Origin of the sequence: Massilia sp. TS11, assembly GCF_022012445.1 — a bacterium.
GTDB lineage: Bacteria > Pseudomonadota > Gammaproteobacteria > Burkholderiales > Burkholderiaceae_D > Telluria.
Window position 1 is genome coordinate 1 of record NZ_JAKLTS010000006.1, and the last position, 23,967, is coordinate 23,967.

Genomic DNA, 23,967 nt, shown 5'->3' on the forward strand with positions numbered 1-23,967 from the left:
TTGATCCCGGCTTTCAATCAAAAGGGCTTGCACTTCAAGACGGTATCTGACCCCGATTTCTCCGTCCGGCAAAACCACTTGCCCGGCGGGTAAATCGGGGTCAGACCCCATTTGTTTATGGGGCAATTTATTCGGTGAGGATCTGGTCGAGCGCGATGTCGTGCGGATCGGGCCTGAAGTCGACCTGCTGGCAGCGGTAGGCCACGCCGACGCTGGCCGGGCGCGGCGCGGCGGCCAGCGTGCGGTCGTAATAGCCGCCGCCGTAGCCGACCCGGTAGCCGGCCGCATTGAAGCCGAGGCAGGGCACGACGATCGCGGCCGGACGCGCGCGCAGGCGCAGCACGGCCGGCACTGCCACCCCCATCGGGTCGCGCAGCATCGCTTCGCCCGGCGTCCAGTCGGAGAAGGCGAGGGCGCTGTCGCGCGCGATCACCACCGGCAGCAGCAGGCGCAGGCCGGCTTCGGCCAGGGCGGTGTAGGCCGCGCTCAGATCGGGCTCGCCGCGCAGCGGCCAGAAGACGGCCAGTTCGCGCAGGCCGCGCGCGGCGCACCACTGCTGCAGCTGCGCGCCGATGCGCTGGTCCCATTCCGCCTTGTGCGCCGCCGCGACGGCTCGGCGCGCGGCCAGCAGCCGGGCGCGTAATGCCGCCTTGTCACCATTGAGCCCCTCGGGGGCGCGTGATATGCTAGGTCCGCCGGTCATAGTCGAAGCGAAGATGGAAGTGAAAGCTGTACACCCGAAGTTCTCCCTGATGTGGATCGCCGGCGCCTGGCTCGCCGTGGCCAGCCTGTGCGCGCCGCTGGCTTGGGCGCAGTCGCCCGATCCTTCCGATGACGACACCTTCTTGCTGCTGCGCGAAGCCGCGCGCCAGGACGATGCCGCCAAGGCCAATGCGCTGGCTTCGCGCCTGCCGCATTACGTGATTCCGTCCTACGTCGACTATTATCAACTGAAACCGCGCCTGAAGGAGGCCAGCGCCGACGAAGTGCGTGCCTTCCTCAAAAAATACGAGGGCAGCGCCATCGCCGACCGCCTGCGCAATGACTGGCTGCTGGAGCTGGGCCGCAAGCGCGACTGGGCCAATTTCGACCAGCAGCTGCCGCTGTATGTGGTCAATGACGATACCCAGGTCAAATGCTATGGCCTGCTGTCGCGCCTGAACAAGGGCCAGAAGGTGGCCGACGACGCGCGCGCCCTGCTGGTCAACCCCACCGTGTATGGCGAGGCCTGCTCGGCCCTGATCGCGGCGCTCCGTCAAAGCGGCCAGTTCGATACGCGCGACCTGTTCGTGCAATTGCGTCTGGCCGGCGAGTTCAATGCCACTGGCCCGGCGCGCCGGGCGGCCGGCCTGCTCGGGGCCTCGGAGTCGCGCGCGGCCCAGGCGGTCGATCTGCCGGCCCTGGCCATCGCGCGCGGCGTCGGCAGCACGCGCGCCGAGCACGAAATCTATCTGATCGCCGTCAGCCGCCTGGCCCGCACCAGCCACAAGCTGGCGGTGGCGGCCCTGAACAAGGCGGCCAAAAAACTCAGCGCCGAGGAGCTGGCCCTGGGCTGGGCCTATCTGGCCCAATACGCCTCGCTGATGGTGCTGCCGGAAGCGCCCGAGTACTGGAAAAAAGCCGAAGGCGCGCCGCTGTCGTATGACGCCATGCAGTGGAAGGCGCGCATCGCGCTGCGCCAGGGCGACTGGGCCGGTCTGAAGGCGCAGATCAATGCGATGCCGGCGCGCGTGCGCGAGGAGCCGGTCTGGGTCTACTGGCTGGGGCGCGCGCTGGCGCGCGAGGGCAGCAGCGAGCAGGCCAATGCCCTGTTCCGCCGCATCGCCGATCAGAACAGCTTCTATGGCCAGCTGGCCCTCGAGGAGCTGGGCCAGAAGATCAGCATTCCGCCGTCCGCGGCGCCGCTCACGCCGGCCGAAATCGCGCCGATGGCGGCCAATCCGGGCCTGCAGCGCGCGCTCAAGTTCTTCAGCCTGCGCCTGCGGTTCGAGGGCACGCGCGAGTGGAACTGGGAGCTGCGCAAGATGGGCGAGCGCGAGCTTTTGGCCGCGGCCGAATTCGCGCGCCAGAACGACGTGCTGGACCGCATGGTGCACACCTCGGAGCGCACCCGCAGCGAGTTCGATTACACGCAGCGCTTCCCGACCCCGCACAACGACATCCTGCATCCGACCGCGCAGGGCCTGGGCCTGGACCGCGCCTGGGTGTATGGCCTGATCCGCCAGGAGTCGCGCTTCATCATGGACGCCCGCTCGAGCGTCGGCGCGGCCGGTCTGATGCAGGTGATGCCGTCCACCGCCAAATACGTGGCGCGCAAGATCGGCCTGACCGAGTACGGCCACGACCAGCTGCACGATCTGCGCACCAATATCACGCTCGGCTCGAACTACCTGTCGATGATCCTGGCCAGCATGGACGGTTCGCAGACCCTGGCCACGGCCGCCTACAACGCCGGGCCGGGCCGCCTGCGCAGCTGGCGCGCCGCGCTCACCGGGCCGCTGGAAGGCGCGGTCTGGGTCGAGAACATTCCCTTCCCCGAGACACGCAGCTACGTCAAGAACGTGCTGACCAATGCCACCAATTACGCCGCCCTGTTCGAAGGCCGTCCGCAGTCGCTGAAGGCGCGCCTGGGCACGGTCGGTCCCAAATCCACCAGTCCGAACGCGGCGCCCGAGCTGCCCTGAGCCGCCCTCCATCATGCAGACCACTGAACTCGATCCGAAGCTGACCGAAACCCTGGCCCAGGCGCGCGCCGCCGGCCTGACCCTCGTCATCGGCAACAAGACCTACTCCTCGTGGTCGCTGCGCCCCTGGGCCGCGCTGGTCGCCTTCGGCATCCCGTTCACCGAGGTGCGCGTGCTGCTCGATAAACCCGACACCGCCACCCGCATCGCCGAATATTCGGCCGCCGGGCGCGTGCCGGTGCTGGTGGCCGGCGAGCTGACCGTGTGGGACAGTCTGGCCATCTGCGAATACGTGGCCGAACAATTCCCTGACAAGCACCTGTGGCCGCAGGACGTGGTGGCGCGTGCCACCGCGCGCGCCGTCTGCGCCGAAATGCATTCCGGCTTTGCCGATCTGCGCCAGCACATGCCCTTCTACCTGAAGGGCGTATTCCCCGGGCGCGGGCGCACCCCGGGCGCCCAGGCCGACATCGGCCGCATCTGCGAGATCTGGGAGGAATGCCTGTCGCGCTTTGGCCGCAATGAATTCCTGTTCGGTGATTTCTCCATCGCCGACGCCTTCTACGCGCCGGTGGTGCTGCGCTTTCGCACCTATGCGGTGGCGCTGGCGCCGGCCCTGCAGGCCTATTGCGAGCGCGTGATCGCCCATCCGGCCATCGCGCGCTGGATCGCCGAAGCTGAAGCCGAGACCGAGTCGGCCGAACTGCACGACAAGGACCTGGGTCTGCCATGAAGATCTATGTGGTCGGCGGCGCGGTGCGCGACAAGCTGCTCGGCCTGCCGGTCCAGGACCGCGACCATGTGGTCGTCGGCGCCACGCCTGAACAGATGCGTGCGGCCGGCTTCCGCCCGGTGGGCAAGGACTTCCCGGTCTTCCTCCATCCCGACACCAAGGAGGAGTACGCGCTGGCGCGCACCGAGCGCAAGACCGCGCCCGGCTACCACGGCTTCACTTTCCATGCCGCGCCCGACGTCACGCTCGAACAGGACCTGCTGCGGCGCGACCTGACCATCAATGCCATCGCGGAGGACGAGGACGGACGCCTGACCGACCCGTATGGCGGCCAGGCCGACCTGCAGGCGCGCCTGTTCCGCCACGTGTCGGCGGCGTTCGAAGAAGACCCGGTGCGCATCCTGCGGGTGGCGCGCTTCGCCGCCCGCTTTGCCGATTTCTCTGTGGCGCCCGAGACGCTCGCGCTGATGCGGCGCATGGTGGCCGCCGGCGAGGTCGATGCGCTGGTGGCCGAACGCGTCTGGCAGGAGCTGGCGCGCGGCCTGATGGAGGCCCACCCGGCGCGCATGTTCGAGGTGCTGCGCGCCTGCGGTGCGCTGGCGCGCATCCTGCCTGAACTCGATGCCCTGTGGGGCGTGCCGCAGCCGCCCCAGCACCATCCCGAAGTCGACACCGGCGTGCACGTGATGCTGGTGCTGGAGCAGGCCGCCGCCGCCGGCCTGCCGCTGGCGGTGCGCTTCGCCGCCCTCATGCACGACCTGGGCAAGGGCCGCACGCCCAGCCAGCACTGGCCCAGCCACCATGGCCACGAAGGCAGCGGCGTGGCCCTGGTCGAGGCCCTGTGCCAGCGCCTGCGCGTGCCGGGCGAGTGCCGCGACCTGGCCGTGCTGTGCGCGCGCGAGCACGGCAATCTGCACCGCGCCCTCGAACTGCGCGCCAGCACCATCGTCAGCCTGTTCGAGCGCTGCGACGCCTACCGCAAGCCGGAGCGCTTCGCCCAGCTGCTGCAGGCGGCCGAATGCGATGCGCGCGGGCGCGGCAGCGCCGAGCTGCGCGCGCGCCCCTATCCGCAGAGCGCCTATCTGCTGCATGCCCTGGCCGCGGCGCGCGCCGTGGCGGCCGGCGAGATCGCCGCCGCCTGCAGCGACAAGGCGCGCATCCCCGAGGCCGTGCGCAGCGCCCGCGTCCGCGCGGTGAAGCAGGCGATCGGCGCGTCCGGGCAAACGCTCACACCGGCGCGCGAATAAATTGCGCCGGATAAGGCGAATCTGGGCTAGCATATGGTTTCATTGTGCGCTGCGAGATGAGCGTTCCCATGACTAGCGAAAGCAAGTTCCATAATCCGATCGCCCGCTTTTTCGGCAAACGCAAATCCCCGGCCGAGGGCGGCAAGCCGCCGCGGCGCGGTTCGCGCACCGTGCTGGTCAAGCAGCTCGACGAGCGTGACCGCCGCCGTGTGCTCAAGCACCTGCTGGCGCTCGACACCCACGACCGCACGCTGCGCTTCGGCTCCAACCTGCCCGACAGCCAGATCGAGGCCTATGTCGGCCGCATCGACTTCACGCGCGACACCGTCTACGGCGTCTACAACCGCTGGTTCCGCCTGGTCGGCGTCTGCCATCTGGCCTTCATGAATGCGCGCGACGTGCCGCCCGCGCGCCAGACCACCATCAAGGACCAGGTGGCCGAATTCGGCGTCTCGGTATCGAAGTCGGCGCGCGGCCTGGGCATCGGTTCCAAGCTGTTCGAGCGCGCCGCGATCCGCTGCCGCAATCTGGACATCGACACGCTCTACATGCACTGCCTGTCCTCGAACGCCACCATGATGCACCTGGCGCGCAAGGCCGGCATGGAAATCGTGCGCGAATACGGCGAGGCCGACGCCTACCTGCATCTGCCGCCGGCCGATCCCAGCTCGGTGCTGCAGGAGGCCGTGCAGGAGCAGTTCGCCGCCATCGACTACGCGCTCAAATCGAACGCGCGCGCCGCCTTCAAGCTGTTCTCGTCCAAAAAATAAGGCGGGCCGTCCGGCCCGCCTTCGCGTGTCAGCGCTTGCGCTGGGCTGGCACGAACTCCTCCATCACGGCCTTGCGCAGCAGGGCCGGCGGCACCAGGCCCTGGGCCAGCACAAAGTCATTGAAGGCCTTGCGGTCGAACTGCTTGCGCAGCGCCACTTCGGCCGCCTGGCGCGTCTCCATCAGGCGCTGATAGCCATAGAAGTAGGAGGTCGCCTGGCCGGGCGCGCGGAAGGTGTAGCGCTGCATCTCCTGGGTGGCCATGCCCTCGGACAGGCCGACTTCGTCCATCAGGAAGGACTTCACGCCTTCGGGCGTGATCTCGCCCAGATTGACCATCGGGTCGAGGAAGGCGCGCGCGGCCCGCTGCAGGCGCGCCTGCAGGGCGAACAGCTGGCCGTCGAGCGGCTCGAAGGGCTGCATTTCGGCTTCCGCATACAGGGCCCAGCCTTCGACATTCACGCTGTTGAAGGCGAACACCGCACGCGCGGTCGACACGCCGGCTTCCACCATCTTGGCGAACTGCAGCTCGTGGCCGGGGCGCGCCTCGTGCGCGGTCAGGGTCCAGGTGCCGGCTTCGTGGGTGAAGTCGTCGAAGTTCAGGGTCTTGCCGCTGGCGTCGGGCGCCATCCCGCGCGTGAGCACGAATTCGCCGTATTCGCCGGTATTGCCGACCAGGCGCGGCGGATTCATATGCGGGGCCGGCAGGGCCGCGTCTTCGGCCGGCGTGGCCAGACGGATCACGGCTTTGCGCTCGGGCAGGCTGACGATGCGCTGCTCGCGCACCAGGCCCTCGATCTGTTTCAGGCGCTCGGCGTACAGCGGCATCACCTGGTCGGCCGGAATCTGCTGGCGCTTGAGGGTGCGCATCACGGCGCGGTAGTCGGCGTCCGACAGCTTGCGCTCGCGCGCGATCAGGCCGGCCGTGATCTGCATCTGGTTGCGGATTTCGGCGAACGAGGTCAGGGCCTTGGCGATCATCTCCTGCGGGCTGATGTCGACCCCGAACTGGTGCAGATTATCGGCATACACGTCGGGCGGCAGGCGGTGGTCGGCGCGCGCCAGCGGCAGCACCTTCTGGCGCACATTCTCGTTGTAGGCGCTCAGCTGCTGTTCGAGCGCATGGAAGGGCGTCTGCCAGCCTTGCAAGTCGCTCTTGGCCAGCAGCTCGTGCATGCCCTTGATCAGGGCCGGGGCGCTGTTCAGCGCCTGTTCGACCTCGCCCTTGTAGGGGCCGAGCAGTTTCGGATCGGCGCGCAGGCGTTCCTGCATGCGCTCCTCGGCCAGCACGGTGATCGGGCGGTAGCCGGGCGCCTGGCCCGCGTATTTCTGCAGGCGCAGCAGCAGGGTCTGGCGGCGTTCCTTGGGCACGCGCGGGTCGAGCATGCCGCGCACCACGCCGAACAGCATGGCGCTCAGGTCCTGGTAGGGCAGGAAGTACTTGCGCTGCAGGGCATTGCTGGTGAGCTGGTCGCGCGCGGCGGCGATCAGGATTTCCAGGTCCTGGCGGATCTTCGCATCGGTTTCCTGCTTCAGGCGCCCCTGCAGGTCGGCGATCACGGCCTCGGTGTCGCGCACGCTGGCCTCGTACAGGTCGCGCGACAGGTCGGTGATCTGCTCGTCATAGCCGTCCACGCCGAGGCTGCTGGCGCTCTCGGGCGAATACTTGGCCATCAGGTTCAGCAGGACCTTGGCGTTGGCATTGCTTTTCGTAACCCAGGCCGGTTCGGCGGCCGCCGCCGACCAGGAAGCCAGGGCGAGCGTCATGGCGCCCAGCAGCAGGCGCGGTTTCCACGTTGTTGTTCTCATCTCTCGATCTCCAAAAGGCCGCAATCTTGCGGAAAAAGCATTCTGCGCCCGGGCGCCGCCGGACGGGCGCAGAATGCGACAAAACGCCGAAAACGCGGCCTGGAGCGCTACACCAGGGGCAGGGCCGTGGTGTCCTTGATGCGCGTGAGCGCAAAGCTGGACTTGACGTCGGCCACGGCCGGGTGAGTCAGCAGGGTTTTCATCATGAAGCGCGAGAAATGGTCCATGTCCTCCACGTGCACCCGCAGCAGATAGTCCATTTCGCCCGTCATCGCATAGCAGGCCACCACCTCGGGCCAGTCGGCCACGGCCTCGGCGAAGGCGGTGTGCGGCGAGCTGGCATTGCCGCGCCCGCTCGGGTCGTGGTGCTTCTCGAGGCGCACATTCACATAGGCCAGCAGACCGAGGCCGATCTGGGCCGGGTCGAGCAGGGCCACATACTGCTTGATGACGCCGGCCTCCTCGAGGCGCTTGATGCGGCGCAGGCAGGGCGAGGGCGAGAGACTGACCTTGTCGGCGATGTCCTGGTTGGACAGGCGGCCGTCCTGCTGGAGGATGGCGAGGATCCTGCGGTCCGTCTTATCGAGCGAAATTTTGGCCATACCTATCCTTTGCCATCGAAATTACGCAATATTATTGCGCAAAATATCGAAACAGGGGTGGAAATGGCAATTTAATGGCGAGGCTGATTGACTATACTGAGCGCCTCAAGGAGGAGACAAAACATGCAATTCACACCGTGGGACAACCCGATGGGGACCGATGGTTTCGAATTCGTCGAGTACGCTGCGCCGGACCCGGCCGCCCTCGGCAAGCTGTTCGAACAGATGGGCTTCACGGCGATTGCCAAGCACCGTCACAAGGACGTGACCCTGTACCGCCAGGGCGACATCAACTTCATCATCAACGCCGAGCAGGATTCGTTTGCCCAGCGTTTCGCCCGTCTGCATGGCCCCTCGGTGTGCGCGATCGCCATCCGCGTCAATGATGCGGCCGCCGCCTACAAGCGCGCGCTCGAACTGGGCGCCTGGGGCTTCGACAACAAGACCGGCCCGATGGAACTGAACATCCCCGCCATCAAGGGCGTGGGCGACTCGCTGCTGTATCTGGTCGACCGCTGGCGCGGCAAGAACGGCCAGGCGGGCGGGATCGGCGACATCAGCATCTACGACGTCGACTTCGTGGCCATCCCGGGCGCCGTCGCCAATCCGGTCGGCAACGGCCTGACCTATATCGACCACCTGACCCACAATGTCCACCGCGGCCGCATGAAGGAGTGGGCGTCGTTCTACGAGAACCTGTTCAACTTCCGCGAGATCCGCTACTTCGACATCGAAGGCAAGCTGACCGGCCTGAAGTCCAAGGCCATGACTTCGCCCTGCGGCAAGATCCGGATTCCGATCAACGAGTCCTCGGACGACAAGTCGCAGATTGCCGAATACCTCGACGAATACCATGGCGAGGGCATCCAGCACATCGCCCTGGGCACCGATGATGTCTACCGCACCGTCGACGGCCTGCGCGCCAATGGCATCGTGTTCCAGGACACCATCGAGACCTATTACGATCTGGTCGAGCGCCGCCTGCCGAACCACGGCGAAGACCTGGAGGCGCTGCGCCGCATGCGCATCCTGATCGACGGCCACACCGATGGCGCCGACAAGCGCGAGCTGCTGCTGCAGATCTTCACCCAGAATGTGATCGGTCCGATCTTCTTCGAAATCATCCAGCGCAAGGGTGACCAGGGCTTTGGCGAAGGCAACTTCCGCGCCCTGTTCGAGTCGATCGAGCTCGATCAGATCCGGCGCGGCGTGCTGAAAGACCCGGCCGCCGCCTGAGGCGCGCGCCGTGGCGGGGGCCATTTGACCCCGGCCCGGCGCAGGCACACAATACAGATAACCCCCCGACGGGCGGGCCCACAAGGCCTGCCCGTTTGCGCGTGCTACAACAACAGATCCCGGCGCGCGCCGCTCGGCACCACTACGGAGACACCGAATGAATGCACCCCTGGAGCGCGCCCACGCGATCACGCTCGACGATAAATGGACGCTGGAACGCGGCCGCGCCTTCATGACCGGCACCCAGGCCCTGATCCGCCTGCCGATGCTGCAGCGCGAGCGCGACCTCAAGGCCGGCCTCAACACGGCCGGCTACATCACCGGCTACCGCGGCTCGCCCGTGACCAGCGTCGACATGACGGCCATGAAGGCCAAGAAATTCCTCGACGCCCACCACGTCAAATTCCATCCGGGCATGAACGAGGATCTGGCGGCCACGGCCGTGTGGGGCACGCAGCAGCTCGGCCTCTTCCCCGGCGCCAAGTACGACGGGGTGTTCTCCATGTGGTACGGCAAGGGCCCGGGCGTCGACCGCTGCGGCGACGTGTTCAAGCACGCCAACAGCGCCGGCACCGCCCAGCATGGCGGGGTGATCGTGCTGGCCGGCGACGATCACGCGGCCAAGTCCTCGTCGATCGCCCACCAGTCCGATCACATTCTGAACGCCTGCGGGATTCCGGTCCTGTTCCCGTCCTCGGTGCAGGAATACCTCGACTACGGCCTGCACGCCTGGGCCATGAGCCGCTACACCGGGCTGTGGGTGGCGATGAAATGCGTGACCGACATCATCGAATCGGGCGCCGTCGTCGAACTCGATCCCGAGCGCGTGCAGACCATCATCCCGAGCGACTTCGAACTGCCGCCGGGCGGCCTGAATATCCGCTGGCCCGACGCCGTGCTCGACCAGGAAGTGCGGATGAACAGCTTCAAGTGGTACGCGGCCTTGGCCTATGTGCGCGCCAACAAGCTCAACCAGATCATCTGGGACAGCCCGCAGCCGAAGATCGGCATCATCACGGCCGGCAAGGCCTATCTGGACACGCGCCAGGCCCTGGCCGACCTCGGCATCGACGAACAGGCCGCGCGCGACATCGGTCTGCGTCTCTACAAGATCGGCATGACCTGGCCGCTCGAAGCCTCGGGCGTGCACGCCTTCGCGCGCGGGCTCGAGGAAATCCTGGTGGTCGAAGAAAAGCGCCAGATCCTCGAATACGCGCTCAAGGAAGAGCTGTACAACCTGCCGGACAGCGAGCGTCCGCGCGTGGTCGGCAAATTCGACGACACCGGCGAATGGTCGAACAATCCGCGCACCGGCCACGGCGACTGGCTGCTGCCGGCCACCTATGAGCTGTCGCCGGCCCAGATCGCGCGCGCCATCGCCAGCCGCATCGCCCACTACTGCGCCGGCCATCCGGTGGCGCAGCGCGTGGCCGAGCGCATCGCCTTCCTCGAAGCCAAGGAGCAGGTGCTCCAGAATATCAACGTCAAGCCCGACCCGCAGAAGGACCGCACGCCTTACTTCTGCTCCGGCTGCCCGCACAATACCTCGACCCGGGTGCCGGAAGGCTCGCGCGCGCTGGCCGGTATCGGCTGCCACTACATGGTGCAGTGGATGGACCGCGAGACGGCCACCTTCACCCACATGGGCGCGGAAGGCGTGACCTGGGTCGGCCAGGCCGACTTCACGAATGAGCAGCACGTCTTCACCAATCTCGGCGACGGCACCTATTTCCACTCCGGGATTCTGGCGATCCGCGCGGCCGTGGCGGCCAAGGTCAACATCACCTACAAGATTCTGTATAACGACGCCGTCGCCATGACCGGCGGCCAGAACGTCGACGGCCCGCTCGATCCGGCCATGATCTCGCGCCAGATCGCGGCCGAAGGCGTGAAGCCGATCATCGTCGTCACCGACGATCCCGACAAATACCCGGACGACTATGCCTGGGCCGAGGGCGTGACCGTGCGCCACCGCGCCGAGCTGATGGACGTGCAGCGCGAGCTGCGCGAGGTGAAGGGCGTGTCGGCCATGATCTACGACCAGACCTGCGCCTCTGAGAAGCGGCGCCGGCGCAAGCGTAACGAGTATCCGGACCCGGCCAAGCGCGTCGTCATCAACGAAGCCGTGTGCGAAGGCTGCGGCGACTGCTCGGTGCAGTCGAACTGCCTGTCGGTCGAGCCGCTCGAGACGGAACTGGGGCGCAAGCGCCAGATCAACCAGAGCTCCTGCAACAAGGACTATTCGTGCGTGAACGGCTTCTGCCCGTCCTTCGTGACGGTCGAAGGCGGCGCGCTGAAAAAGCCGAAGAAGGCCGGCAGCGATGCCGCCCTGCCGACCCCGCCCGCACCGGCCCTGCCCAGCACGCGCGAGCCGTATGGCATTCTGGTGACGGGCATCGGCGGCACCGGCGTGGTCACGGTCGGCCAGATCCTGGCCGTGGCCGCCCACGTCGAAGGCAAGGGCGCGATCGTGCTCGACATGAGCGGCCTGGCCCAGAAGGGCGGCCCGGTGATGTCGCACGTGCGCCTGGCCGATCGCCAGGACGACCTGCACTCGACCCGCGTCGGCACCGGCAACGCTGATCTGGTGATCGGCTGCGACCAGATCGTCACCGCCAGCCGCGACGCCCTGTCGCGCATGGGCGAGGGGCGCACCTGGGCCGCCATCAACAGCACCGGCGCCACCACCGCCGCCTTCATCAAGAACCCCGACTGGCAGTTCCCGCAGGCCTCCTCGCAGGGCGAGATTGTCAAGGCCTGCGGCCAGGGCAATGTGGACTTCGTCGATGCCGGCACCATCGCCACCACCCTGATGGGCGACGCGATCGCGACCAATATGTTCATGCTCGGCTACGCCTGGCAGAAGGGCAAAGTGCCGCTCGGCGAAGCGGCCATCCTGCAGGCGATCGAGCTCAATGGCGTATCGGTCAATTTCAACAAGGCCGCCTTCAACTGGGGCCGCGCCGCCGCCCACGACCTGGCCGCTGTCACGCGCCTGGTCACGCCGGCCCAGGTCATCCAGTTCAAGCGCAGCGAGACCCTGGACGAGATCGTGGCGCGCCGCGTGACCCTGCTGACGGCCTATCAGGACGCCGCCTACGCGCGCCAGTACAGCGATTTCGTCGAGCGCGTGCGCGCCGCCGAAGCCGCGCTGGGCAAGGGCACGCGCCTGAGCGAAACCGTGGCCCGCTACTTCTACAAGCTGATGGCCTACAAGGACGAATACGAAGTGGCGCGCTTGCACAGCGACGGCGCCCTGCAGCAGAAGGTGGCCGCCATGTTCGAAGGCGACTACCAGCTCAAGTTCCATCTGGCGCCGCCGCTGTTCGCCAAGAAGGATTCACAGGGCCGGCTGGTGAAGAAGCAGTACGGCCCGTGGATGCTGGCCGCCTTCCGCCTGCTGGCGCGCTGCAAGGGCCTGCGCGGCACGGCGCTCGACATCTTCGGCTACACCGAGGAGCGCCGCACCGAGCGCGCCCTGATCGCGCAGTACCGCGACACCATCGCCGGTCTGCTCGACAAGCTGACGGCCGAGAACCTGGCCCAGGCCGTGGCGATCGCCGCCATCCCCGAGGAGATCCGCGGCTATGGCCATGTGAAGGAACGCCATCTGCAGGCCGCCAAGGCCAAGGAAGCCAAGCTGCTGGCAGCCTTCCACCAGCCGGCGGCCGCCAGCGCGGCGGCCTGAGGATGCGGGCGCGGGCCGCGCGGCCCGCGCCTTACATCAGCAGAGGTTTAAGCACCAGCACGATGCCGGCCACGGCCACGCCCCACACCAGGGAGCGCAGCAGCGGCACGCCCAGCGCATACAGCGGCACGTAGAGGACGCGCGCGCCCAGATACAGCTGGGCGCCGAGCAGGGTGCTGGCGTTTTCGCGCCCGGCCCCATGCGCGACCAGCACGGCGATGGCAAACAGCGGCAGCGTCTCCATCAGATTGGCGAAGGCACGCTGCAGGCGCGCCGTAATCTTCCCCATCGGCGGCGGCGCGGCGTCGCGCGCGCTCATGTTGTACTGCAGGCCGACCTCGCGGTTGCGGAAGGCCGCCACCAAAGCCAGTTGGGCAAAGGCCAGCACCACGGTCCAGGCCAGGATGGTCAATTCCATGCTCATGCGCTTCTCCTCATCAGGGTTGAACTGCGGCGCCGAGCATAGCATGTACGGCGCCAAATAAACGTGGCTATAATCGACCGCTGTATCCACGAGGAGTCCACCGCCCATGATCCGCCGCGCACTCACCCTGGCCTTGCTGGCCGTCTCCGCGCATGCCTGGTCGGCCGTTGCCGACCTGCGCACCGAATCCGAAAAATCCGGTTTCACCCGCACCGGCCGCTACGAGGAAGTCGAGGCCCTGTGCGCCGCCTTCCAGAAGGCCTATCCGCGCGAAGTGCGCTGCACCGAATTCGGCCGCTCGCCGGAAGGGCGCCCGATGATGGCCCTGATCGTGACCCGCACCGGGGCCATGATCGCGAGCGAGGCGCGGCGCCGCAATATCCCGGTGGTGCTGATGCAGGGCGGGATCCACGCCGGCGAAATCGACGGCAAGGACGCCGGCTTCCTGGCGCTGCGCGAAGTCCTCGAAGGCAAGCAGGCCAAGGGCGCGCTCGACAAACAGGTGCTGATCTTCGTCCCCGTCTTCAACGTCGACGGGCACGAACGCTTCGGCAAATGGAACCGCCCGAACCAGCGCGGCCCGGTCGAAATGGGCTGGCGCGCCACCGCCCAGAACTACAATCTCAATCGCGACTACATGAAGGCGGATACGCCCGAAATGCGCGCCATGCTGGCGCTGGTCAACGCCTGGGACCCGGTGCTTTACGTCGACCTGCACGTGACCGACGGCGCCAAGTTCGAGCACGACGTCTCGATCCAGGTGGAGCCCGTGTACTCGGGCGACAGCGATCTGCGCCGCCTCGGTGCGGCCGTGCGCGACAAGACCATCGAGGACATCAACAAGAAAGGCTCGCTGGCCCAGCCCTTCTACATGTCCTTCGTCGAGACGGACAATCCGGCCTCCGGCTTCGAGGACAGCGTCTCCGATCCGCGCTTCTCGACCGGCTACTTCCAGCTGCGTAACCGCATGGCCATGCTGGTCGAAACCCACTCGTGGAAGGACTATCCGACGCGCGTGCGCATCACCCACAACAGCATCATCTCGGTGCTCGAGCAGATGAAGCAGGACGGCGCGCGCTGGCAGCAGATCGCCCAGGAGGCCGACAACCGCCAGGTCCAGAGCACGGCCCTGACCTACAAGGCCAGCGACAAGGCGCGCATGATCGACTTCCGCGGCTATGCCTACACGCGCACGCCGTCCGAGGTCTCGGGCGCGCTGATGACGCGCTACGACGAGAGCCAGCCGCAGATCTGGCGCGTGCCGGTGCGCGACGACGTGCAGCCGCTGCTGGTGGCCAGCGCGCCCGGCGCCGGCTACATCGTGCCGGCCGCCTGGAGCGAGCTGGTGGCGAAAAAGCTGGCCCAGCATGCGATCAGCTTCCGCACGATCGGCAAGGACCTGGCGCAGTTCAGCGTGCAGACCTTCCGCGCCGACGAGGCCAAATTCGGCGGCGCCTCGTTCGAAGGCCATCAGAACCTGAAAGTGCACGGGGCCTGGAAGCCCGAGGCGCGCGACATCGGCAAGGGCGCGCTGTTCGTGCCGGTGGCCCAGCCCAAGGCACGCCTGGTGATGCACCTGTTCGAGCCGCAGGGCCCGGACTCGCTCAACAGCTGGGGCTTTTTCAATACGGCCTACGAGCGCAAGGAATACATGGAAGAGTATGTGGCCGAAGAGGTGGCGCGCGAGATGCTGGCGCGCGACGCGGCCCTGGCGGCCCAGTTCAAGCAGCTGCTCGAGAGCGATGCCGCGTTTGCGGCCAGCCCGGCGCGCCGGCTCGAATTCTTCGCGCGCCGCCACAGCAGCTGGGACGAGCGCTACCGCCTGTACCCGGTGCTGCGCACCGATCTTGCCCCCTAAACAAATCGGGGTCAGACCCCGATTTGCGATAAGGCAGTTTTAGTCGGCGATGCGGATGACGTTCGGGGCCGGCGTGCTGCACGGCTCCTCGTCGAAGGCGATGTCGCCCTGCGGATTGGCGATGCCGTCGATCTGCAGGCCGCTGAAGTTGAACAGCTGGCTGTCCATCAGGTGCGAAGGGGCCACCGTGCTCAGGGCCGAGAAGATGTTCTCGACCCGCCCCGGATGCTGCTTCTCCCACTCGCGCAGCATGGCCTTGATCTGCTTGCGCTGCAGGTTCTCCTGCGAGCCGCACAGGTCGCACGGAATGATCGGGAACTGCTTGACGGCCGCATAGCGCTCGGTGTCGGCCTCCTTCACATAGGCCAGCGGCCGGATCACGATGTGCTTGCCGTCGTCGGACTGCAGCTTGGGCGGCATGCCCTTGAGTTTGCCGCCGAAGAACATGTTCAGGAAGAAGGTTTCGAGGATGTCGTCGCGGTGGTGGCCGAGCGCGATCTTGGTCGCGCCCAGTTCATCGGCCACGCGGTAGAGAATCCCGCGGCGCAGGCGCGAGCACAGCGAGCAGGTGGTCTTGCCCTCGGGGATGAGACGCTTGACGATCGAGTAGGTGTCCTGATTCTCGATGTGGTAGGGCACGCCGATGCTGTCGAGATAGGCGGGCAGCACCTCGGCCGGGAAATTCGGCTGCTTCTGGTCGAGATTGACGGCCACGATGTCGAAATGGATCGGGGCGCGCTCGCGCAGGGTCAGCAGGATGTCGAGCAGCGCATAGCTGTCCTTGCCGCCGGACAGGCAGACCATGACCTTGTCGCCGTCCTCGATCATATTGAAGTCGCCGATGGCCTGGCCGACCTGACGGCACAGGCGCTTGTGCAGCTTGTTGTTCTCGTAGGCGATCTTCTCGGCCTGCTTGCTGTCGGCCGCGCTCAGTTCTGCGGTGCTCATAGGGTCCTTGTACAATGCCGGGATGTCTCTCCCCATCCCTGATCCTGACGCGCTGGCGGCCTCGCAGGCCCTGCAGCGCGCCATCGCCGCCGAGATCGATGCCGCCGGCGGCCTGATTTCCTTCGCCCGCTTCATGGAGCAGGCCCTGTATTGTCCCCGCCTCGGCTACTACAGCGGCGGGTCGGCCAAGCTTGGCCAAGCCGGTGATTTTACTACGGCGCCGGAATTGAGCCCCTTGTTCGGGGCGGCGCTGGCCCAGGTGGCCGCCGATATTATGGCCCAATCGGGCCCGCATGTGCTCGAATTCGGGGCCGGCAGCGGCAAGCTGGCGCGCGATGTGCTGAGCGAGCTGGCGCGCCTCGGCGCCCATGTCGACAGCTATACCATCATTGACCTGTCGGGCGAGCTGCGCGCGCGCCAGCAGGCCCTGCTGGCCGAGTTCCCGATGGTGCGCTGGGCCGACGCCCTACCGGCCGATTTCTCCGGCGTGGTGCTGGCCAATGAGGTGCTCGATGCGATGCCGGTCCAGATCGTGCGCGCCACGCCAGACGGCTGGCGCGAGCTGGCGGTCGGCTATGCGGCCGACGCCGACGGCCTGCCGCGCTTTGGCTGGCAGGAGCGCGCGCTGACACCCGCGCTGGCCGCGCGCACCCTGGCCCAGGCCGGGCCGGCCGCGCAGTTCGAGCCCGGCTACACGACCGAGATCCACCCCGTCGGCGCCGCTTTCATGGCGGCCCTGGCGCCGCTGTTCGGCAGCGGCAAGGGCGCGGCCCTGCTGTTCGACTATGGCTTTCCGGCCCACGAGTACTACCACCCGCAGCGCCACGGCGGCACCCTGATGTGCCACTACCGCCACCACGCCCATCCGGATCCCTTCTACCTGCCCGGCCTGCAGGACATCACGGCCCACGTCGACTTCACGGCCATGGCCCTGGCGGCCCAGGACGCGGGCCTGGACGTGCTGGCCTATGCCGACCAGGCCGGCTTCCTGCTGGCGGCCGGCATCGGCGACCTGCTACTGCGCACCGATCCGAACGATGTGCGCGCCTACATGCCGCAGGCAAATGCCCTTCAGAAATTGATCTCGCCGGCCGAAATGGGGGAGCTGTTCAAGGTGCTGGTGGTGGGGCGGGGCGTAAGCTTGCCGCCCGCCATTGCGCGTGCAGACCGGTCGTTCCGGCTCTGAGTTTGTTATGATTGCCTGATCCTCGACGTTCGCTATTGCTCAAATGGCAAAAATCCACACGCATTACGACAATCTCAAGGTGTCCCGCGGGGCGCCGATGGAGGTCATTCGTGCGGCCTACAAAGCCTTGAGCCAGAAGTACCACCCCGACAAAAACCCGGGCGACGAAAAGGCCGCCCGCATCATGGCCATCATCAACACGGCCTATGGCACCCTGTCCGACCCGCAGCGCCGCAAGGAGCACGACGAATGGATCGCGGCCGAGGAGTGGGAAGTCGAATGGCTGGAATCGACCCATGGCGACGAGCCGGCCCACCCCAAGGGCAAGGGCGAGGCTGCGGGCAGCCTGCGGCGCGCCAAGTGGCTGCGCGGGGCCAAGTGGACGGGCGCGCTGGCGGCCTGCTTCGCGCTCGGCTGCGTGGCCGGGGTGCTGGCCGTGTCGCAGTCGCGTTCGGCCGCGCCGAGCGTGCTGGCCCATGCCGATCCGCGCAGCGAGCCGCTACGCCCGGTCGCCAAGGCCGAGGCTCCGGACCGCTGGGCCGCGCGCCCCTTCGTGACCGACAAGAGCGGCAACCGGGTGCCAGAATTCAAAGTGCTGGCCGTGTCGCAGCTGGCCATTCCGGCGCGCGCGCCCGACTGCGACGCCGACCAGCATCTGCTGGTGGCGCCCAATGGCGAACCGTGGCCGACCGGTTCCGGCTACGTGGCCGGCTATCCGGTGGCGAACAAGGGCGATGAGGTGCAGCTGATCGTCGATAATTCGGCGAACAGCTCGCCGGTCTTCGTCAAGGTCTACGATCTCGAGCACCGCGCCAATGTGCGCCACATCTACGTGCTGCCCAACGAGCGCTTCGAGGTCGACCATCTGGCCGCCGGCAAGTACGAGCTGCGCTACCAGAACGTGGCCGGCGGGGCCGACGCCAGCCAGTGCCCGCGCAAGCCTTCGCCGATCACCCAGGCGGCGGCCGGCTAAGCGCGCGCGCCGCCCCTGTTCAGAACTCTTCCCAGTCGCTTTCCGCCGCAGCCGCTTTGGCCTTGGGTTTGGGCGTCTCCGCCTTCAGGGCCGGACGTGGCGCCGGCGCGGGCGGCTTGGCCGCCTGCGCAGCCGCACGCGGTTTGGGCAGGGCCGCGGCCTGCGGCTGGTGGCGCAGCTTGAACACGGCCACGGCCTGGGCCAGCTGGCTGGCTTCGTCCTGCATGCTCTGGGCGGCGGCGGCCGATTCTTCGACCAGGGCCGCGTTCTGCACCGTCATCTCGTCCATCTGGTTGATCGCCTCGTTCACCTGCTCGATGCCGAGGCTCTGCTCCTCGCTGGCGGCGGTGATCTCGCTCATGATGTCGGCCACCTGCTTGACCGAGGTGACGATCAGCTCCATGGTCTGGCCGGCCTCGTCGACCAGCTTGCCGCCGTTGTCGACCTTGTCGACCGAGTCCTGAATCAGGCTGGCGATCTCCTTGGCGGCAGCGGCCGAGCGCTGCGCCAGATTGCGCACCTCGCCCGCCACCACGGCAAAACCGCGCCCCTGTTCGCCCGCGCGCGCCGCTTCCACGGCGGCGTTGAGGGCCAGGATATTGGTCTGGAAGGCGATGCCGTCGATGACGCTGATGATGTCATTGATGCGGCGCGAGCTGTCCTTGATGGCGGCCATGGTCGTCACCACTTCCGACACCACCTGGCCGCCGCGGCTGGCCACCGAGGAGGCCGAAATCACCAGCTGGTTGGCCTGGCGCGCATTGTCGGCGTTCTGCTTGACGGTCTGGGTCAGCTCCTCCATCGAGCTGGCCGTCTGTTCGAGCGAGGAGGCCTGCGACTCGGTGCGCGCCGACAGGTCCTGGTTGCCCGAGGCGATCTCGCGCGAGGCGGTGGCGATGGTGTCGGTCGCCACGCGCACCCCGCCCACGGTCTTGGCCAGGGCCTCGTTCATGTCGTGCAGGGCGCGCAGCAGCTGGCCCATTTCGTCCTCGCTGCGCACTTCGATGCTGGTGGTCAGATCGCCGCTGGCGACTGACTGTGCGACGCTGACGGCTTCGTCGAGCGGGCCGGTGATCGAGGCCGTGATGCGCAGGGCCAGATAGGCCGAGGCCAACACCGCCACCACGCCGAGCGCGATCATGATCAGGCGCGAAGTGTCGATGTCCTTCTGGGTCAGGGCGCCGCCTTCCTCGATGTCCTTGCGCTGCTGGTCGACCATGCTCTTGGTCGCTTCCAGCAGGCCTTCGAGCGCGGGGAAGGTGGTCTCCACCATGACCTTGGTGGCGCCCTCGCGGTCATCGGCTTCGACCAGTTCGGCGGCCTTGATGAAACCGGCTTGATACAGCTTGCGCTGGGCGTCGATCTTGGCCAGGATGGCCTTTTCCTCGGGCGCCTGGGCCAGCTTGCCCAGCTCCGCCAGGGCGGCGTCGATCAGCTTCTTGTCCTTGTCGATCTGCTCGTAGCTCTTGGCGCGCGCGGCCTTGTCGTTCAGGATGAACAGGGCCAGCGTGCGGCGCGCGTCCTCGCGCGCGGCGGTGTCGATGACATTCGCCGCCACGGCGCTCGGAAAGTCGCGCGCGATCATGTCGCGGTTAGCCGCGCTGACGGTGGTGAAGCGGACGATGGCCAGCCCGATCGCCACCGCCAGAATCGCCACCAGCAGGCCGAAGCCAAACAGCAGGCGGCTCTTGATACGCAGATTATCGAGATTCATGCGGCGTCCTCAGGCAGTCAGGCTGTCGACCAGGCCCATTTCGGTGGACGACATCAGCTTGTCGATGTCGACCAGGATCAGCATGCGCTCCTCGATCGTACCGAGGCCGATCATGTAGCGCGCGTCGAAGGAATTGCCCATGTCGGGGGCCGGCTTGACCTGCTCGGGCGCCAGCGTGGTCACGTCGGACACCGAATCGACCACCATGCCGATCACGCGTCCGCCGATATTCAGGATGATCACGACGGTGAACTGGTCATAGGTCGGGCTGCCCAGATTGAACTTGATGCGCATGTCGATCACCGGGATGATGATCCCGCGCAGATTGATCACGCCCTTGATGTACTCGGGCGCGTTGGCGATCCGGGTCGGCGTTTCGTAGCCGCGGATTTCCTGCACCTTGAGGATGTCGATGCCGTATTCCTCGGTCCCGAGTTTGAAAGCCAGGAATTCGTGGCCGGCGATGTCTTTACCCGCGCTGGTGGCGGCGGTGGCGGAGGCTTGCATGGTGGCTGTCCTTTGCGAAGAGGGAGACCGCGCTGGCGCGGCGCGCTTCCACGATAGCAGAGTCGGTGCCGAAATACGAGCCGCCGCTGCGCTCTGAACATCTCGACAAGCTTGGCGCCGCCGCTGTCGGTTTTTCCGCACGCGGGGATAGACTTGGACCAAGCAATGCTTATAATCTGATTGAAAAATACTTTGGTGTGCGCTTGACAATTGGCGCCACCGGATTCGGCCCGAAGTTCGCCGCAAGCGCAACGCCCACTCTGGAGCCCGTATGACCGAACCGAATGCCGACGACAGCTGGCTGCTCGACGAAGACGAGGACGTCGGCGGGGCGTCCACCCAGACCCCGATCGACCAGCGGCTGTGGCGCGTGCTGATCGTCGACGACGACGTCGACGTGCACGCGGTCACCCGCCTGGCCCTGCGCAATGTCAGCTTCAAGGGGCGCGAGCTCGAGCTGTTCTCGGCCTACAGCGGGCAGGAGGCCTACCAGATCCTGCAGGAGCAGTCGGACATCGCCCTGGTCCTGCTCGACGTGGTGATGGAAACCGACGACGCCGGCCTGATCCTGGCGCGCAAGATCCGCGAGGAGCTCGACAACCAGCTGGTGCGCGTGGTGCTGCGCACCGGCCAGCCGGGCCAGGCGCCCGAGCAGCGCGTGATTGTCGAATACGACATCAACGACTACAAGGCCAAGACCGAGCTGACCACGCAGAAGCTGTTCACCACCGTGATCTCGGCCCTGCGCGCCTACGAGTCGCTGATCATGCTCGAGCGCTCGCGCATCGGCCTGGGCAAGATCCTGGCCGGCGCCACCAATCTGTACCAGATCCATTCGCTGCGCGAGTTCGCCTCGGGCGTGCTGAACCAGGTGTCGGCCATCCTCGATGTCGGCGCCGACGGCGTGCTGTGCGTGATGCACTCGGGCGGGAATATCCCGGCCGTGGTGGCCGCCACGGGCGGCTACGCCAACCTGGCCGACCAGGAGCAGCTGCCGGCCGACCATCCGCTGCTGCCGACCATCCACAAGGCCTTCGCCGAAAAGAAGTCGCAGTTCGAGCATCCGGCCAATGTGCTGTTCATCCACACGCTGGAGGACCGCCAGCTGGCCATTTCCGTCACGCCGCCGTGGCCGCTGGCGCCGATCCAGCGCGACCTGCTCGAAGTGTTCTGCCAGCGCATCGCGGCCGCCTTCGACAACCTGTACATGTTCGGCCAGCTGCGCAAGGCCCAGGAAGCGACCGTGGTGGCCCTGGCCGACCTGGCCGAATTCCGCGACCGCGGCACCGGCGGCCATGTGCGGCGCGTGCAGGCGCTGTCGCACAAGATCGCCGCCACCTTGCAGCGCCACGGCTGCGACGACCCGGAGCTGACGCCGCAGCTGCTCGACATGATCGGCCTGGCCTCGATCCTGCACGATGTCGGCAAGGTGTCGACGCCCGACACGGTGCTGCTCAAGCCCGGCATCCACACGCCCGAAGAGCGCGCCGTGATGCAGACCCACGCCGAAATCGGCCGCGCCATCCTGGAGCGCGCCGCGCGCATGGTCGACGGGGTCAGCTACCTGACCTATGGCGCCCAGATCGCCGGCGGCCACCATGAGCACTACGACGGCAACGGCTACCCGAACGGCCTGCGCGGGCGCGCGATTCCGCTGGCCGCGCGCATCGTCGCCGTGGTCGACGTGTTCGACGCGCTGCTGCACCGGCGCCCCTACAAGGAGCCCTGGCCCTACCCGGATGTGGTCAGCTATATCCGCGAGCGCAGCGGCAGCCAGTTCGATCCCGAGGTGGTGCGCGCGCTGGTCGACATCATCGAGAATGACCCGCCGCCGGTCGGCGCCGAAGACGACGACTGAGTCCGGTAAAATGTTTCCTGTGGGGAACTGGACTTAACTATTTGTGACATTGGTCGTAATATATGGACGATGCCCGATAGAAATAGGCTGCCATGACAGAACTGGACGGATTGACTGCGTTGATTATTGAGCCCCATGCCGGCATGCGGGCCAGTATTCATAACATGCTGAACCTGTGTGGTTTGCAGAAGATCGATCACGCCAACAGTTCCAACATTGCCGTGAAAAACGTAGGCCTCAAGGTCTACGACATGATCTTCTGCGAATACGACCTCGAAGGCGGCCAGGACGGCCAGCAGCTGCTCGAGGACATGCGCCACCACCGCCTGATCCCGCTGTCGACGATGTTCTTCATGGTCACGGCCGAGGGCAATTACGGCAAGGTGGTGTCGGCCGCCGAACTGGCGCCGACCGACTACATCCTCAAGCCCTTCACGGCCGACCGCCTGCTCGAGCGCATCGCGCGCGCCCTGGAGAAACGCAACGTCTTCCTGCCCGTCTACCAGATGATGGAAATGGGCGCCCAGCGCGAGGCGATTGCCGCCTGCGTCGAAGGGGTCAAGGTGCATCCGCGCTATGCGATCGACTTCATGCGCCTGCGCGCCGAACTGCACATGGTGCTGGGCGAGCCGGAGCAGGCCGAGCCGATCTACCAGCAGCTGTTCGAAGCCAAGGCCATCGCCTGGGCCCGCCTCGGCCTGGCCAAGACCCTGTACATGCGCGAGCGCTATCCCGAGGCCCAGAGCATCCTCGAGCAGCTGGTCGAGTCGAACCAGAAATTCGTCGACGCCTACGACTGGCTGGCCAAGACCTACGAGGCGCAGGGCAATATGAACAAGTCGCAGGAGATCCTGTCCTCGGCCGTGTCGGTCTCGCCGCACGCCGTGCGGCGCCTGCGCAAGCTGGGCGAGGTGGCGCTCGAAACGGGCGACGTCGACCTGGCCGAAAAGACCCTCAAGCAGGTCGTCAGCAAGGCCAAGTACTCGGAATTCCGCGATCCCGAGGACCATGTGAAACTGGTCCAGACCCTGGTCAAGAAGGGCGACCCGGTGCAGGCCGCGGCCGTCATCCGCGATCTCGACAAATCGATGGGCGGGCAGCGCAATACGGCCGTCTGTTCGGCCATTTCCTCGGCCATGGTGCACGAGTACACGGGCAATGAGCAGCGCCTCAACGAGGCGCTGGCGGCGGCCCTGAACGGCTGCAAGGATGCGGTCGGCCTGTCGAACGATCTGAAGATGGAACTGGCGCGCAACTGCCTGGCCAACAACCACGCCGACGGCGCCACCGAAGTCATGCGCGACGTGATGCGCAATGCCTCGAATAACACGGCGATGGCCAAGGCGATGGCCGTGTTCGAAAAACTCGGCCACGCCGACCTGGCGCTGTCGCTGGCCAAGGAATCGCGCCAGCAGGTGATCGACCTGGTGGCCTCGGGCGCGGCCAAGGCGCGCGAGGGCGACTACCGCGGCGCCGTGGCCCTCATGGTCGAGGCCGTCAACAAGCTGCCCGACAATCCCCAGGTGGTGTTCAACGCGGCGCTGGCCGTGCTCAAATGTCTGGAGAATGTGGGCTGGGAGGAGCGTCTCGGCCAGTACGCGCTGAGCCTGATCGACACCGTGCGCCGGCTCGATCCGACCAATGCCAAGCTGCCCGCCCTGGCCACGCTGCACCAGCAGATTCTCAAGAAATACGACATCAAGGTCGGCGCCCGTAAGCGCGCCTGAACCGG

The 23,967-nt window shown here is 66.8% G+C and carries 19 protein-coding genes; 12 read left to right on the forward strand and 7 right to left on the reverse strand.

Annotated features, from left to right (window positions below):
• Window positions 1-127: 127 nt before the first annotated feature.
• Complete coding sequence (locus LZ005_RS10525) at window positions 128-703, reverse strand: 5-formyltetrahydrofolate cyclo-ligase (protein WP_237807869.1); 576 nt, start codon at window positions 701-703, stop codon at window positions 128-130.
• Window positions 704-716: 13 nt separating this feature from the next.
• Between LZ005_RS10525 and LZ005_RS10530 the strand changes: the two genes are divergently transcribed.
• From LZ005_RS10530 to LZ005_RS10545, 4 genes are all read left to right on the forward strand, one after another.
• Window positions 717-2,684 carry a transglycosylase SLT domain-containing protein gene (locus LZ005_RS10530; protein WP_373889320.1) on the forward strand — a complete coding sequence of 656 codons (1,968 nt, stop codon included), beginning with the start codon at window positions 717-719 and terminating at the stop codon, window positions 2,682-2,684.
• 13 nt (window positions 2,685-2,697) lie between these two features.
• Window positions 2,698-3,417: a glutathione S-transferase family protein gene (locus tag LZ005_RS10535; protein WP_237807877.1), complete on the forward strand. Its 720-nt coding sequence runs from the start codon at window positions 2,698-2,700 to the stop codon at window positions 3,415-3,417.
• Complete coding sequence (locus tag LZ005_RS10540) at window positions 3,414-4,664, forward strand: multifunctional CCA addition/repair protein (RefSeq protein ID WP_237807880.1); 1,251 nt, start codon at window positions 3,414-3,416, stop codon at window positions 4,662-4,664. Before LZ005_RS10535 ends, LZ005_RS10540 begins: the two co-directional genes overlap by 4 nt.
• 68 nt (window positions 4,665-4,732) lie before the next feature.
• Window positions 4,733-5,434: a GNAT family N-acetyltransferase gene (locus tag LZ005_RS10545; RefSeq protein ID WP_237807882.1), complete on the forward strand. Its 702-nt coding sequence runs from the start codon at window positions 4,733-4,735 to the stop codon at window positions 5,432-5,434.
• A gap of 28 nt (window positions 5,435-5,462) precedes the next feature.
• Here the strand turns inward: LZ005_RS10545 and LZ005_RS10550 are convergent, their stop codons facing one another.
• Together LZ005_RS10550 and LZ005_RS10555 are read right to left on the reverse strand one after the other, a co-directional pair.
• Complete coding sequence (locus LZ005_RS10550) at window positions 5,463-7,241, reverse strand: DUF885 domain-containing protein (protein WP_237807884.1); 1,779 nt, start codon at window positions 7,239-7,241, stop codon at window positions 5,463-5,465.
• Between the two features lie 107 nt (window positions 7,242-7,348).
• The gene (locus LZ005_RS10555) at window positions 7,349-7,843 is read right to left on the reverse strand and encodes an Lrp/AsnC family transcriptional regulator (RefSeq protein ID WP_237807892.1); all 495 of its coding nucleotides are present in this window, start codon (window positions 7,841-7,843) and stop codon (window positions 7,349-7,351) included.
• 123 nt (window positions 7,844-7,966) lie between these two features.
• On the opposite strand from LZ005_RS10555, the gene hppD reads away from it, so the two are divergent.
• Both hppD and LZ005_RS10565 read left to right on the forward strand, forming a co-directional pair.
• Window positions 7,967-9,079, forward strand: coding sequence for a 4-hydroxyphenylpyruvate dioxygenase (hppD, locus tag LZ005_RS10560; RefSeq protein WP_237807894.1), 1,113 nt, complete (start codon window positions 7,967-7,969; stop codon window positions 9,077-9,079).
• A 157-nt stretch (window positions 9,080-9,236) separates the two neighbouring features.
• Window positions 9,237-12,767 carry an indolepyruvate ferredoxin oxidoreductase family protein gene (locus LZ005_RS10565; protein ID WP_237807901.1) on the forward strand — a complete coding sequence of 1,177 codons (3,531 nt, stop codon included), beginning with the start codon at window positions 9,237-9,239 and terminating at the stop codon, window positions 12,765-12,767.
• A gap of 31 nt (window positions 12,768-12,798) precedes the next feature.
• Here LZ005_RS10565 and LZ005_RS10570 read toward each other — a convergent pair whose 3' ends face one another.
• On the reverse strand, window positions 12,799-13,191 hold the full coding sequence (locus LZ005_RS10570; protein WP_237807913.1) for an MAPEG family protein: 393 nt from the start codon (window positions 13,189-13,191) through the stop codon (window positions 12,799-12,801).
• 106 nt (window positions 13,192-13,297) lie between these two features.
• On the opposite strand from LZ005_RS10570, the gene LZ005_RS10575 reads away from it, so the two are divergent.
• Window positions 13,298-15,049, forward strand: a complete 1,752-nt coding sequence (locus tag LZ005_RS10575) for a M14 family metallopeptidase (RefSeq protein ID WP_237807915.1) — start codon at window positions 13,298-13,300, stop codon at window positions 15,047-15,049.
• A 39-nt stretch (window positions 15,050-15,088) separates the two neighbouring features.
• On the opposite strand, the gene ttcA is transcribed toward LZ005_RS10575, so the two are convergent.
• A complete protein-coding gene (gene ttcA / locus LZ005_RS10580) occupies window positions 15,089-15,997 on the reverse strand; it encodes a tRNA 2-thiocytidine(32) synthetase TtcA (protein ID WP_237807917.1) in 909 nt (302 codons plus the stop codon).
• Window positions 15,998-16,019: 22 nt separating this feature from the next.
• Here ttcA and LZ005_RS10585 point away from each other — a divergent pair, with 22 nt between their 5' ends.
• Together LZ005_RS10585 and LZ005_RS10590 are read left to right on the forward strand one after the other, a co-directional pair.
• On the forward strand, window positions 16,020-17,183 hold the full coding sequence (locus LZ005_RS10585; protein WP_237807926.1) for a class I SAM-dependent methyltransferase: 1,164 nt from the start codon (window positions 16,020-16,022) through the stop codon (window positions 17,181-17,183).
• Window positions 17,184-17,226: 43 nt separating this feature from the next.
• Window positions 17,227-18,156: a J domain-containing protein gene (locus LZ005_RS10590; RefSeq protein WP_269106655.1), complete on the forward strand. Its 930-nt coding sequence runs from the start codon at window positions 17,227-17,229 to the stop codon at window positions 18,154-18,156.
• A gap of 19 nt (window positions 18,157-18,175) precedes the next feature.
• Here the strand turns inward: LZ005_RS10590 and LZ005_RS10595 are convergent, their stop codons facing one another.
• Both LZ005_RS10595 and LZ005_RS10600 read right to left on the reverse strand, forming a co-directional pair.
• Window positions 18,176-19,870: a methyl-accepting chemotaxis protein gene (locus LZ005_RS10595; RefSeq protein WP_237807930.1), complete on the reverse strand. Its 1,695-nt coding sequence runs from the start codon at window positions 19,868-19,870 to the stop codon at window positions 18,176-18,178.
• 9 nt (window positions 19,871-19,879) lie between these two features.
• Window positions 19,880-20,377, reverse strand: coding sequence for a chemotaxis protein CheW (locus LZ005_RS10600; RefSeq protein WP_237807933.1), 498 nt, complete (start codon window positions 20,375-20,377; stop codon window positions 19,880-19,882).
• Between the two features lie 65 nt (window positions 20,378-20,442).
• Here LZ005_RS10600 and LZ005_RS10605 point away from each other — a divergent pair, with 65 nt between their 5' ends.
• The 3 genes from LZ005_RS10605 to LZ005_RS10615 all read left to right on the forward strand — a co-directional run bounded on the left by LZ005_RS10605 (window position 20,443) and on the right by LZ005_RS10615 (window position 23,962).
• Window positions 20,443-20,652, forward strand: coding sequence for a hypothetical protein (locus LZ005_RS10605; protein ID WP_237807935.1), 210 nt, complete (start codon window positions 20,443-20,445; stop codon window positions 20,650-20,652).
• Window positions 20,649-22,235: a DUF3369 domain-containing protein gene (locus tag LZ005_RS10610; RefSeq protein ID WP_237807937.1), complete on the forward strand. Its 1,587-nt coding sequence runs from the start codon at window positions 20,649-20,651 to the stop codon at window positions 22,233-22,235. The genes LZ005_RS10605 and LZ005_RS10610 overlap by 4 nt, the downstream gene beginning before the upstream one ends.
• Window positions 22,236-22,327: 92 nt before the next feature.
• Entirely contained in the window at window positions 22,328-23,962 is a 1,635-nt protein-coding gene (locus LZ005_RS10615) for a tetratricopeptide repeat-containing response regulator (protein ID WP_237807939.1), read from the forward strand.
• Window positions 23,963-23,967 lie beyond the last annotated feature (5 nt).